Source organism: Streptococcus sp. Marseille-Q6379, assembly GCF_965119505.1.
Map to the genome: position 1 here is coordinate 147,177 of NZ_CBCPLV010000001.1, position 12,770 is coordinate 159,946.

Sequence of the window (12,770 nt, forward strand, 5' to 3'; positions counted from 1 at the left end):
AGGTTTGGCTTGTCGTGAATGGTGTTTATTTTGTAATGGTAGAGATAATTTTACCGTTTATGACAAAAAAAGTACCGTTGGATGTAATTTTAGTTTTTTAAGAGAACTCTTTGTTATGATTAAATTATGTTATAGTAAGGGGGAAATGATGGATTATATTGTTGCTAAAAAAGATAGCATGTCGGTTAAAATCCCAATTGGAGAGATTCTATATATCGGTACAATGTCAGATTGTCCAAGACTTTTGCAGTTTATAACTGATAATGGAATTTTTGAGACTTATGGAAAAATAAAAGACTTTGAAATAGATATGGGGTTAGTTTTTAGGCGCTGTCATAGAAAATATTTAGTTAATCTTAAGCGTATAAAAGCTATTGATTTAGGAACTAGACGAATTATGTTTGATAATAGTAAAGTTAATTCCATTGTCTGTTCGCGACGAAAACTTACTGAAGTTTTAAAGGATTGGAAGAATTTATAGTTTAAGAGGATATATATGTTAAATATTTTTGTTCTAGAAGATGATTTTTTTCAGCAAACTCGTATTGAGACAGCGATTAAGAAATGTATGTCTGATAATAAAATGAGGTATAGGTATTTAGAAGTCTTTGGTAAGCCTCAACAGTTGTTAGATGCAATTAAAGAGACAGGAAATCATCAATTTTTCTTTCTTGATATTGAAATTAAAGGAGATAAAAAGAGAGGAATGGAGATTGCGCGTGAAATCCGTGAAAAAGATCCTAGTGCGTCGATTGTCTTTGTGACGACTCACTCAGAATTTATGCCAGTCACCTACAGTTACCGTGTATCTGCTTTGGACTTTATCGACAAAGGGTTAAGTGATCAAGATTATCAGGAAGCTATTTCGTCTGTTTTGATACATGCTACTGGTAGTGTTAATAAAACAATAGGTGAAGATTCATTTTGTTTTAAATCAGAACATTCCCAAATACAAGTTCCTTTTTCAGATATTCTTTATTTTGAGACCTCACCTACGATTCATAAGGTAATTTTAACGACGAAGAAAGGCCATATGGAATTTTATGGTAAAGTTTCAGATATTGCGAAGGCAGACAAAAGACTCTACCAAAGTCATAGATCTTATGTAGTGAATCCAGAGAATATTATTCGTATTGACAAATCAAATCATACTGTTTTCTTTGAAAATGATGAATCTTGTTTTGTATCTCGTATGAAATTAAAAGGTTTAGTTGAGAGGATTACTTTGAGATGAAATTTGAGTATGAGGGAGTATTTTTTATTGGGTGGGTTATTAGATTAGTCATCTTTCAACAAGTTAGTGATTACAAATTTAAAGTTAGACACTTATTTATTATTCCTATTTTATTTACTCTTGTGGAATACTTTTTTTATGATATTGTATTCTGGGGTGAATTCTTTTTCCTACCTTTAATTGTTTTATTCATAAAAACAAAAAAACATTGGTCTTGGGTTCAATCCTTATTCTATTGCTTTTTCACTTTAGCTATCTATGAGATATTTAGCAGTTTGTCTTCTCTTTATTTTCAATTTGTATTTAAAATACCAGAGACTACTTTGGAAAATAACGTTTGGCTAGATTGGATTCCTACACTTTCATCCTTTCCTCTATATGTTTTGTTTTTAAAATTAGTAAGAATAGATTTAAATACACTGTCAAGAGAAATTAAAAATAATAAGTTAACAAAAATTGTTAATTTATTTACTATGACAATGATATTGTATTATACATCTAGCTATATTTTACTAAGTATACCTACATTAGAGCATGCGGGCTGGATTTCTTTTAATATAGAAGACATATATATTAATAGGGTAATTATTTATAGTTACTTTCCAATATTCTTAGGTTTTTTATTATACATTCAGTATCTTGTTAAAGAAAATATAAATAGGGAGCTAGAAAAAATTAAGGACTCACAGATTTCATCGATGAGTATTTATAGTGAGCATATAGAGTCATTGTATAAAGAAATCAAGAGTTTTCGTCATGATTATACAAACATATTAGTTAGTTTAAATGAATCCATAAAAAATAGAGACATAGATGGGATTGAAAGCATATATGATTCAGTGCTTTTGGATTCAGATAAAACTTTTTATAATACGCATTATGATATTGCTAACTTGGTAAATTTAGAGGATTTAGCAATGAAATCTATTGTCTCAGCAAAAATGTTTGAGGCACAAAGTAAGGGGATTAGACTTTCTATAGAGATAGAAAAGGTTATTAAAGCTCCGGCTAGTATAGATTCAATAGATTTGTTGAAATTATTAGCCATTTTTTTGGATAATGCTATAGAGGCCTCATTGGAATCAGCTTCACCAGAGCTTTCATTTGTATATTTTCAAGAAGAAAATCGTAAAATAATGATTATTGAAAATTCAACGAAGCAGGAGAGAATTAATACAAAGGCCATTTTTAATTATGGCTACTCAACTAAAGGTAATGGTAGGGGGATAGGGCTAGCTAATGTGTATGAGATTCTATCGACTTACAGTAGAGTATATTTAAAAACTTATAGTAATGAGTATAAATTTCGACAAGAATTCGTTTTTGAAGATTAAAAAGTAGACATATAATTCATGTCTTCTTTTTTGTATTTAGGAAATCTTTCAAGATTGAACAAAGATATGTTAATACTGAAATAGTGCAATTATAAATATTAGTGTTGCTACTAAAAAGAATTATCTGTAATTTTTTGCCCGTTTATTACTAATAATGTGCTGTTTATTATATTTAAGATGCGAACTATTAAGTTTAATATATACTAATTTTTGTAAGAGCAAGTTCAGAAAAATACTTAGCTTAAATCATTTATGAAAGGAATCTACTATATTTAATTTATTGGATTATATGCAAAACGTTATTCACAATCCGAATAGATTTGATATCAAATATTGTTTTTTAACTACTAATGAAGTAGAAAGCGAGATTATATATGTTGTTATTTAAATCAGTTTTCAAATCAGTTTTTAAGAGAAAGGATGTTAATATTTTTCTTACATTTGCCTTTCTCCCTGTTTTAGTTCCATTGTTATCAGGGTTCATGGAAGGAATGAGTTCAGAATATACAGGTAATTTTCTTTCTTTTTTAGAGTCAGCAGTGAGTACGCAATATCGCTTTGTATTGCCTATACTTTTATTTTCTTTGGTTGTATCTTCAGTTTTTAAGGATGAAATAGACTCAGGTATTATGTTTCTTTATAAAGATATTAATAGAAAGAAAATTTTTAATGCCAAATTATTGAGTTTAGTTGCAGTATACAGTATTTTTTTGGGGTTAACTATTTTTACGAGTATTGTATCTTATTATGGATTTATGTTGCCCAAAGGAGAAGTTTCATCAAACTTTATCGCAAATCAATCTTCAGCTACAATTAAGAGTTTATTTACCTTAATTTCAACTATTAATTTAAATCTAATTACAATTACTTTAGTTGTGATGGTATCTATCACCTCTAAAACTATCAAGTCAGTATTGGCTGGGGTTTTCTTTTCACTAGCGGCATCTGTTTCTCCGATGTTAATCGGTATTCAGTACCTCTTTCCAAATGGATATATCCACTTTATTCAAAGTAATTGGGTTTTATCATATATGGCTGCAGTTGTTATTTCCATTATCTACTTCGTTATTTTTTACGTAAGAGGTATGCATAAATTTAAAAATGTGGAATTCTAGGAGGAGAAATGAAGAATAATATTCAATCGCTAGTTTTTCCATATAGATTACTTGCTATAGCTACCTCGATATATAGTGCAGGTACATCAACTATTTTCTTAGATTTAATAGGAGATTTTGAATAATGTTAATCTTATTAATTACCCTTATTTATTTACTTACGACTTTGGCAACTATCTTTTTATTGCCTCATATGTCTGTTCCCATCCTTTTATTTTCTTTATATGTGTTACCATTGATTATTAATTTTATTGGATATAAGCTAAAGCAACTTAAATGTAAAACGTTTCTGACTTTCTTATTACCTACAATGTCTTTATTAGGGTATTTGGTATTTGCTTACGTTACTGTTAAATCAGGTACTTGGACAAATTTTGTTAATATTAATACGTTTTCAAATAGTGATATGAGTGTAAAAGTTGGAATGAATTTGTTATCAGTATCTCAACTAGTATTTGTGACATTGCTGTTTTATGTAGTGTCACTGACAACGCACTTTATTAATAAAAAAATTTCAGTGAATAAAGGAGCTAAATATGCTTAAAATAGAAAATCTTTCAAAAAAATTTCCCGGTAATGATTTTTATTCGCTATCAGATGTATCTCTCGAAATTGAGAAGGGAGAAATTGTAGGCCTTATTGGAAAAAACGGCGCTGGTAAGTCAACATTAATGAAAATGATGGCAAAATCACAAAAACCAACTTCAGGTAAGATTAGTTATAATGGTACGGATATAAATAGTAATGATAATGTTTTGGAAGACTTTGGAATTATGATTGAACCAGTATTCTATCCAGAAATGTCAGTTATAGATAATCTAAAGTTTTATTTGAAGCTTCATGGAAAAAAAGAGTTATATCCTAATATCGAGAGGACTTTGAAATTAGTTGAGTTGTGGGAATCTCGAAATCGTAAACCCAAAGGATTCTCATTTGGGATGAAGCAGCGTACAGCTTTGGCTATTGCTCTAGTAGCTGAACCAGACTTTCTAATTTTGGATGAACCATTTGTAGGGCTGGATCCAGTAGGTGTTCAAAAGTTAATTGATATTTTAAAAAAATGGTCCAGTGAACGTCAAATTTCTATGTTGATTTCTAGCCATCAACTTGGAGAACTGGAAGCTTTGTGTAATAGATATATCTATATTGAAGGTGGGAAACTTGCGGAGTCCTTTATTGGTAAGGCTCAGCCAAGTTTAGTAGTTCACCTAAATTCTAAGTATCATATGTGTAATCTTAAAGATCATATTTCACAAGGAATTACTTTAAGCGATGGTTTGCTAGATATTCCAATATCTGTTGATAAGGAAGCGCTTAATGATATTTTTGGAGTATTAGCTAGTGAATCTCTGGTAGAATCAATCGAAGTGAAAGAGAATCACCTTAAGGAAGTATTTATGAAAGGATGAGGTTATGAAGCAAATTTTTTCCGCAGTATTTGAATCAGTTTGGAAAAGAAAAGAGACAAAAATATTCCTATTGTTTAGTTTGTATCCTCTAGTTTATTGGGTAGCCTCACTTTTTGGTGATTCTAATTTCATGCAAATTACAAACTCTGGGAATTCAAAAGTTGGTTATCTTGATTTTGCTGATATGATTTTAAATTCTATGGATACTATGATTTTACCAACCTTAGCTCTTTATTTCCTAACTATCTCAGTTTTTAGAAGAGAAACAGATGATCATACAATGTTCATGTATAAGGATATTAACAGAAAAAATATTTTCTTGTCAAAATACTTTAGTTTGTTATTAATCCTACTCGTATATTTTGGAGTTTTCTTGTTATCTTCATTAGTTGTTCACTATACTAGAGTAGTACATATGGATTTTGGAACAACTCGCTTTTTATCTGAAAATACTTACTATACTTTTTTGGGGTTACAAAGTATTTTCGTAATATTTTTAAAAGGAGTTCTCTCTATTTCTGTGTCAGCTTTTATTTCTCTTAGATTTGGTATAGGTACAACAATGATTACAGGAATTGGATTATCTGTAATTATGATGATTACCTCAATTGTAGGTGGTCCTATCGCAACACTTTTTCCGAACGGCTATAGTCAATTTACGACAACAGTGAATAACGCTTGGATTGGCTTAGTTGGTCCTACTATGTTAACGATGTTTTATAGTATTATTCTAAGTCTGTTTGGCCTAAAAAAATTTAATAGCATGGAGTACTAAGTTATTATAGAAAATTTTGAGGAGTTAAGTGAGTAAATAAAAAAGTTAAGGCCGAAACCTTAACTTTTTCGTTTTTAACCCAAGAAACGTTTGAGGAATTCTTTTGTACGTTCTTCTTTAGGATTTTCAAAGATTTGTTCTGGGCTACCTTGTTCAGCGATTACTCCTTTGTCCATGAAGATGACACGGTCTGAAACGTCACGTGCGAACTCCATTTCATGGGTAACGATAATCATGGTCAAACCAGTTTCAGATAGCTCTTGCATAGTCTTGAGTACTTCCCCTACCATTTCTGGGTCAAGAGCTGAAGTTGGCTCGTCAAAGAGGATGGCTTCTGGATCAACAGAGAGGGCACGGGCAATGGCCACACGTTGTTTTTGTCCCCCTGAGAGTTGTTTTGGTTTAGCTTTCCAGTATTGTTCCCCCATACCAACTTTCTCCAAGTTAGCTTTGGCGATACTCTCAGCTTCTTTACGGTCACGTTTGAGAACGGTTGTTTGAGCTACGATAGCATTTTCCAAAACATTAAGGTTTTCAAAGAGGTTGAAAGATTGGAAAACCATACCGAGTTTTTCACGATAGGTAGTGAGGTCGTAACCTTTTTCAAGGACATTGTCTCCATGATAGAGGATTTCACCACCTGAAGGTGACTCGAGTAGGTTAATAGAGCGAAGGAAGGTTGATTTCCCTGAACCTGAAGAACCAATAATTGAGATAACCTCACCCTTTTTGACGCTGAGGGAGATATCTTTGAGGACTTCATTTTTTCCGTATGATTTTTTGAGGTTTTTAATTTCTAAAATCGTCTCAGTCATTAGTGAACCCCTCCTTGTGTGTAAGTATCTTGATCCAAACGGCGTTCTACATAACGCAAGATGCGTGTTACTGTGAAGGTGAGGACAAAGTAGATTGCTGCGATAACAAAGAATGTTTGGAAGTATTGATAAGTTTGGCTTGCAACAGTGTTACCTGCGAAGTAAAGTTCCACAACAGAGATAACGTTCAAAACAGAGGTATCCTTGATATTGATAACGAACTCATTACCAGTAGCTGGCAAGATGTTACGGATAACCTGTGGAAGAACAATCTTACGCATGGTTTGACCATGGGTAAATCCAAGAGCAGTTGCAGCTTCAAATTGTCCTTTATCTACAGCGAAGATACCACCACGAACGATTTCACTCATGTAAGCTCCGGTGTTGATAGAAACGATGAAGACAGCTGCTAGGGTACGGTCAATGTTGATACCAAAGGCCTGGGCAGTACCGTAGTAGATAACCATAGATTGTACAATCATTGGCGTACCACGAAAAACTTCGATATAGACATTAAGAACCCAACCGAAGAGTTTTTGGAGCAAAGCTACAAATTTATTAGCAGCTTTAGGAGCTGTGCGGTAAACACCAATCATAAGACCGATAAAAGTACCCACAACTGTACCAATAATTGAGATAAGAAGGGTAATTCCTGTACCACGTAAGAATTGTGGCCAGTTCTTAGCGATGATAGCGCTCATCTGACTAAAGAAGTTTCCTTTTTTAGCCTCATCAGTCTTATCTGCAGGTTGGATGGCAATGATGTGATCCATCAGTTTGACACGTTCCTCTTGGCTGATTCCAGCAAGGACCTTATTGACTTGTTCCATTTGCTGGCTGTCTCCTTTACGAAGACCGACGGCCAAGGACACGTCATCGTCTGAAACCTGGAAACCACCATCTTTAAGCGTAATCATCTTATATTTTGAGCTAGCTTCTTCGGCAGTTTTTGCTTCAGGACGCTCTGAAACATAACCATCGATGATACCAGATGCAAGGGCTTGGCGCATAGCACCGAAGTCTCCCATAGCTGTTTGTTTGCTGACGTCTGGGATTTGGTCAATCAAATTATAGAGATAAACCCCTTGTTGAGCTGTGATTTTAGCATCCTTGAAGTCTTTGAGACTCTTAGCGTTGGCATAATCACCATCAGAGCTAACAACCATAACAGGCTCACTTCGGTAGTAGCTATCTGAAAAGTCAATTTCTTGACGACGTTCAGCTGTTGGACTCATACCAGCGATAATCATATCGATCTTGCCGGAAGTGAGGGCAGGAATCAAACCTGTCCAAGCTGTTTTGACCACCAAGGGTTTCTTACCTTGGGCTTGAGCAATTTTTTTAGCGATTTGCACGTCATAACCGTTGGCATACTGTTTAGTCCCTTCGATTGGAACGGCTCCGTTTGAGTCATCGTCCTGCGTCCAGTTGAAAGGTGCATAGGCAGCCTCCATACCGACACGGAGATACTCGTCTGCTTGAGCGCTTGATACCCCACCAAAAACGAGGAGGAGCGCTGCAAAGCAGGCTACAATAATTTTTTTCATTGAAACAATGTCTCCTATAAAAATGTCATACCTTACTATTTTACAGGAAATTAGGACTAATGACAATAAGCTGGGATTAGAAAAACAATCTCTATATCAAGATTGTCTTCAAATACAAGTTGTAATTTGATATAATGGGAAGGACAATTTGGAGCCCTGATCATTTTTGGTGTGATGGGGCTAGCATTTTAAAACGGAGATAATTATGCAAACGGCACAATTTATTATTGAATTATTAAAAGCAGTCTTTCTTGGGATTGTCGAAGGAATCACAGAGTGGCTACCTATTTCATCTACAGGTCACTTGATTTTGGTTAATGAATTCTTGAATTTGAGACAGAGTAAAGATTTCATTGATATGTTTAATATCGTAATCCAACTTGGTGCTATTCTTGCGGTTATGGTCATCTACTTTAAACGCTTGAATCCCTTCCAACCTGGTAAGACAGCACGTGAAGTGCAGTTGACTTGGCAACTTTGGCTCAAGGTGGTCATTGCCTGTATTCCTTCAGCCTTCTTTGGGCTTCTTTTAGATGACTGGATGGAGGCTCATCTCAGTAATTTCTTTGTAGTAGCTATTATGTTGGTGGTCTACGGGATTGCCTTTATTTGGATTGAGGACCGCAATCGACGTGTAGAGCCTAAGGTAACGGATTTGGCACGTATGTCTTACAAGACAGCTTTCTATATTGGTCTTTTCCAAGTCTTGAGTATCATTCCAGGGACAAGCCGTTCAGGTGCTACTATTCTTGGGGGTATCATCGTTGGTACTAGTCGTAGCGTAGCTGCTGACTTCACTTTCTTCCTTGGTATTCCAACCATGTTTGGTTACAGTGGCCTTAAGGCAGTTAAGTACTTCATTGACGGAAATACTTTGACAGGTGGACAAGTAGCTATTCTCTTGGTAGCTAGTGTGACAGCCTTTGTTGTCAGCTTGTTCGTGATTCGCTTCTTGATGAATTACATTAAGAAACATGATTTTACAGTTTTCGGAAAATACCGTATCGTGCTTGGTATTATTGTGCTTCTCTATGGAGCTGTTAAACTTATTTTTGGATAATTACTTTTAAGTAAACTGAAAAGGACTTCAATTGGAGTCCTTTTTATCTGGTTTTGAAATCATTTGTGGATAAGTTTTCCAAAGATGAGATAAGCCAGCAACCATAGGACCAGTCCGCAAGTTAAGAAGCTAGCTAGGATTTTCAAGAAGTCCACGACATTATGCAAGGGATACCATCCAGACAAACAGAGGATTGGAAGGATGGTAACACACATGATAGAGAAGTGGAGCAGTGATTGCTGTTTGAGCGATAAACGGTTATCGTCGTAAATGGGAGCAGTTGCTAGTATGATGGCGACAATTAGCCCCGTAAGAAAGGTAGATTTGTTTACTTGATGAGGTTGCCCCGACAAGTAGAGAAAGAGCGTCAATAAACTCGTTATTCCTCCAGCAATGCTAGCTCGTAGCCACCCTTTTTTGTAGGCAGTCATGGTCATCACCTCCACGTATAGTTTCACTTATATTATATCGCTTTCTGGGGGAGATGACAGGTATTAATGGGGAAATACAAGGTTTTGTTAGCATTGAGAAGTTTTTAGAAACCCTATCCTAAATAAGACGCAAGCTTGCTCAGAAATTGCTATCTCTTGGCTTTTCTAGTATAATGAAATAACTACTCGTGCGAGGTTTTTTACATATGGAAATGAAACAAATAAGCGAGACAACTCTAAAAATCATGATTACCATGGAAGATCTTGAAGAACATGGTATGGAATTGAAAGATTTCTTGATTCCCCAGGAAAAAACAGAGGAATTTTTCTACACTGTCATGGATGAGTTGGACTTGCCTGATAACTTTAAAAATAGCGGGATGCTGAGCTTCCGTGTCACGCCACGCAAGGACCGTGTGGATGTCTTTGTGACTAAATCAGATCTTAAGGAAGACCTTGATTTCAACGATTTGTCAGATATGGACGACTACTCAGGTCTTTCTCCAGAAGAGTTCCTCAAGGCTCTTGAAGGTAACTTTATGGACAAGGGGGATATCGAAGCACACCATAAGCTCGAAGAACTTGAGAAGACCTTGGAAGAAGTTGATAAGGCTATGACAGAGCCTACCAAGGAAGTGGCTGAAGAAAATATTCGTGAAGACTATACCCACTATGTCTTGGCTTTCTCTGACTTTGATCAAGTAGTGACCTTTACACAAGGCTTGAAGGATGTGCCTGTTGAAGGTTCTGAGCTTTATAAACTTGGGGATGTCTACTATATGACAATCCTTCTTTACTTGGCTGATGAGCCTGATTATTACGCGAACAATATGTATGCGCGTTTTCTTGAATATGCGAATGTGGCAGACCGAACACGTGCCTACCTACAAGAGCATGCAACAATTTTGATGGAAGAGGACGCCTTACCGGTACTACAAGCAACGAAATGGAGCTAAGACATGCCTTGGACCATTAACTATATATTCGTTTTGATTGGGACCTTTTTGATCGCCATTGTGGCGACTCCTTTGGTACGCTCTTTGGCCTTACGTGTCGGAGCTGTTGACAATCCCAATGCAAGACGTATCAATAAAAAGCCAATGCCTAGTGCTGGTGGCCTAGCTATTTTGTTGGCCTTTGTACTAGCGACCTTGGTCTTTATGCCTATGATTATTCATAAGGATATCTGGCATGTTTCTTACATCAGGTACATCTTGCCGGTTGTTGTAGGAGGATCTGTCGTAGCTCTGACTGGCTTCATTGATGATATCTTGGAATTAAAGCCTCTACCTAAGATGCTTGGTATTGTCATTGGAGCTGTCATCGTTTGGGCTTTTACAGACTTCCGATTTGATAGCTTTAAGATTCCATTTGGTGGTCCCATGATTCATTTTGGGCCGGTCTTGACCTTGATTTTAACGGTGTTATGGATTGCGGCCATCACCAATGCCATTAATCTGATTGATGGTTTGGATGGCTTAGTTGGAGGAGTTTCTATCATTTCCCTTATGACTATGGGGGTGATTTCTTATTTCTTCCTCTATGACACTGATATTTTCTTGACCATGACCATCTTTGTCTTGGTGGCTGCCATTATGGGATTTTTCCCTTACAATTATCATCCAGCGATTATCTATCTAGGTGATACAGGGGCGCTCTTTATTGGCTTTATGATTGGTGTCTTGTCATTGCAAGGGTTGAAAAATGCGACAGCGGTGGCTATTTTGTCACCTGTTATTATCCTTGGAGTGCCTATTGTTGACACAGTGGTGGCTATTTTCCGCCGTAAGTTGTCAGGGCGCCCAGCTATGGAAGCTGACAAGATGCATTTGCATCATCGTCTCCTAGCTATGGGCTTTACTCATCGTGGAGCGGTTCTAGTGGTCTATGCCATCGCTATCCTCTTTTCATTGATTGCCCTCTTGTTAAATGTTTCTAGCCGTCTTGGTGGTATTCTCTTGCTCTTGAGTTTACTTCTGGGATTGGAAATTCTGATTGAGGGGCTTGAGATTTGGGGCGTTGGTCGAACACCTCTCTTCAACCTCCTGAAATTTATCGGAAATAGTGATTATCGCCAAGCAACCCTGTTAAAATGGAAGCAAGGGCGAAAAAATTAAACATTTGAAAAGCCAAGTAATGGCTTTTTTGTTATAATGATTCTAATTAAGGAAAATGGAAGTTCTCTTTTTGTTTTCCAGAAAATAGCAAGACTATTTTCAAAAAAATAATGCAAATTAGCGAGCGACTGCTCGCTGTATATATGAAAAAGGAGTATACAATGTCTGTACTTGAAATCAAAAATCTTCATGTTTCTGTTGAAGATAAAGAAATCTTGAAGGGTCTTAATTTGACTCTTAAAACTGGTGAGATTGCTGCTATCATGGGTCCTAACGGAACTGGTAAATCTACCCTTTCAGCTGCTATCATGGGTAATCCAAACTATGAGATCACAGAAGGGGACATCCTTTTTGATGGTGAAAGTATCCTTGACTTGGAAGTTGACGAACGTGCACGCCTAGGTCTTTTCCTTGCTATGCAATACCCAGCTGAAATCCCAGGAATCACAAATGCTGAGTTCATCCGTGCGGCTATGAACGCTGGTAAAGAAGATGACGAAAAGATTTCTGTTCTTGATTTTATCACTAAATTGGATGAAAAGATGGAATTGCTTGGTATGCGTGAAGAAATGGCTGAGCGTTACCTTAACGAAGGTTTCTCAGGTGGTGAGAAAAAACGTAACGAAATTCTTCAATTGCTCATGTTGGAACCTAAGTTTGCTCTTCTCGATGAGATTGACTCAGGTCTTGATATCGATGCCCTTAAAGTGGTTTCAAAAGGGGTTAACGCTATGCGTGGCGAAGGCTTTGGTGCCATGATTATCACTCACTACCAACGTCTCTTGAACTACATCACTCCAGATGTCGTACACGTGATGATGGAAGGTAAAGTGGTTCTTTCAGGTGGTCCTGAATTGGCTGCTCGTCTTGAGCAAGAAGGTTATGCGAAAATCGCTGAAGAGCTCGGTTACGAGTACCACGAAGAAGCGTAAG

The 12,770-nt window shown here is 36.2% G+C and carries 14 protein-coding genes; 11 read left to right on the plus strand and 3 right to left on the minus strand.

Annotation, left to right across the window (positions count from 1 at the left end; translation table 11 throughout):
• The first annotated feature begins 4 nt into the window (after nt 1-4).
• From ACWPVZ_RS00800 to ACWPVZ_RS00830, 7 genes are all read left to right on the plus strand, one after another.
• Nucleotides 5-481: a LytTR family DNA-binding domain-containing protein gene (locus ACWPVZ_RS00800; RefSeq protein ID WP_002889751.1), complete on the plus strand. Its 477-nt coding sequence runs from the start codon at nt 5-7 to the stop codon at nt 479-481.
• Nucleotides 482-496: 15 nt separating this feature from the next.
• Nucleotides 497-1,234, plus strand: a complete 738-nt coding sequence (locus ACWPVZ_RS00805) for a response regulator transcription factor (protein ID WP_002889752.1) — start codon at nt 497-499, stop codon at nt 1,232-1,234.
• The gene (locus ACWPVZ_RS00810; RefSeq protein WP_454380512.1) at nt 1,231-2,568 is read left to right on the plus strand and encodes a GHKL domain-containing protein; all 1,338 of its coding nucleotides are present in this window, start codon (nt 1,231-1,233) and stop codon (nt 2,566-2,568) included. Before ACWPVZ_RS00805 ends, ACWPVZ_RS00810 begins: the two co-directional genes overlap by 4 nt.
• A gap of 374 nt (nt 2,569-2,942) precedes the next feature.
• Nucleotides 2,943-3,683: an amino acid transporter gene (locus tag ACWPVZ_RS00815; RefSeq protein WP_155164424.1), complete on the plus strand. Its 741-nt coding sequence runs from the start codon at nt 2,943-2,945 to the stop codon at nt 3,681-3,683.
• A gap of 124 nt (nt 3,684-3,807) precedes the next feature.
• Nucleotides 3,808-4,227, plus strand: coding sequence for an Msa family membrane protein (locus ACWPVZ_RS00820; RefSeq protein ID WP_155164423.1), 420 nt, complete (start codon nt 3,808-3,810; stop codon nt 4,225-4,227).
• Nucleotides 4,220-5,092 carry an ABC transporter ATP-binding protein gene (locus ACWPVZ_RS00825; protein WP_347096078.1) on the plus strand — a complete coding sequence of 291 codons (873 nt, stop codon included), beginning with the start codon at nt 4,220-4,222 and terminating at the stop codon, nt 5,090-5,092. The genes ACWPVZ_RS00820 and ACWPVZ_RS00825 overlap by 8 nt, the downstream gene beginning before the upstream one ends.
• A 4-nt stretch (nt 5,093-5,096) precedes the next feature.
• A complete protein-coding gene (locus ACWPVZ_RS00830) occupies nt 5,097-5,867 on the plus strand; it encodes a hypothetical protein (RefSeq protein ID WP_347096079.1) in 771 nt (256 codons plus the stop codon).
• A 74-nt stretch (nt 5,868-5,941) separates the two neighbouring features.
• On the opposite strand, the gene ACWPVZ_RS00835 is transcribed toward ACWPVZ_RS00830, so the two are convergent.
• On the minus strand, nt 5,942-6,682 hold the full coding sequence (locus ACWPVZ_RS00835) for an amino acid ABC transporter ATP-binding protein (RefSeq protein WP_013989971.1): 741 nt from the start codon (nt 6,680-6,682) through the stop codon (nt 5,942-5,944).
• Nucleotides 6,682-8,229 carry an ABC transporter substrate-binding protein/permease gene (locus ACWPVZ_RS00840; protein WP_037597348.1) on the minus strand — a complete coding sequence of 516 codons (1,548 nt, stop codon included), beginning with the start codon at nt 8,227-8,229 and terminating at the stop codon, nt 6,682-6,684. Before ACWPVZ_RS00840 ends, ACWPVZ_RS00835 begins: the two co-directional genes overlap by 1 nt.
• 205 nt (nt 8,230-8,434) lie before the next feature.
• On the opposite strand from ACWPVZ_RS00840, the gene ACWPVZ_RS00845 reads away from it, so the two are divergent.
• Complete coding sequence (locus ACWPVZ_RS00845) at nt 8,435-9,289, plus strand: undecaprenyl-diphosphate phosphatase (protein WP_002883622.1); 855 nt, start codon at nt 8,435-8,437, stop codon at nt 9,287-9,289.
• A gap of 59 nt (nt 9,290-9,348) precedes the next feature.
• Here ACWPVZ_RS00845 and ACWPVZ_RS00850 read toward each other — a convergent pair whose 3' ends face one another.
• On the minus strand, nt 9,349-9,720 hold the full coding sequence (locus ACWPVZ_RS00850) for a DUF3021 family protein (RefSeq protein ID WP_002889766.1): 372 nt from the start codon (nt 9,718-9,720) through the stop codon (nt 9,349-9,351).
• A gap of 206 nt (nt 9,721-9,926) precedes the next feature.
• Between ACWPVZ_RS00850 and mecA the strand changes: the two genes are divergently transcribed.
• The 3 genes from mecA (at nt 9,927) to sufC (ending at nt 12,769) form a co-directional block, all read left to right on the plus strand.
• Nucleotides 9,927-10,676, plus strand: a complete 750-nt coding sequence (gene mecA / locus ACWPVZ_RS00855; protein ID WP_021143484.1) for an adaptor protein MecA — start codon at nt 9,927-9,929, stop codon at nt 10,674-10,676.
• A 3-nt stretch (nt 10,677-10,679) separates the two neighbouring features.
• Nucleotides 10,680-11,837, plus strand: a complete 1,158-nt coding sequence (locus tag ACWPVZ_RS00860; RefSeq protein WP_454380518.1) for a glycosyltransferase family 4 protein — start codon at nt 10,680-10,682, stop codon at nt 11,835-11,837.
• A gap of 161 nt (nt 11,838-11,998) precedes the next feature.
• Nucleotides 11,999-12,769 carry a Fe-S cluster assembly ATPase SufC gene (gene sufC / locus ACWPVZ_RS00865; RefSeq protein WP_002883600.1) on the plus strand — a complete coding sequence of 257 codons (771 nt, stop codon included), beginning with the start codon at nt 11,999-12,001 and terminating at the stop codon, nt 12,767-12,769.
• The last annotated feature ends 1 nt before the right edge of the window (nt 12,770 follow it).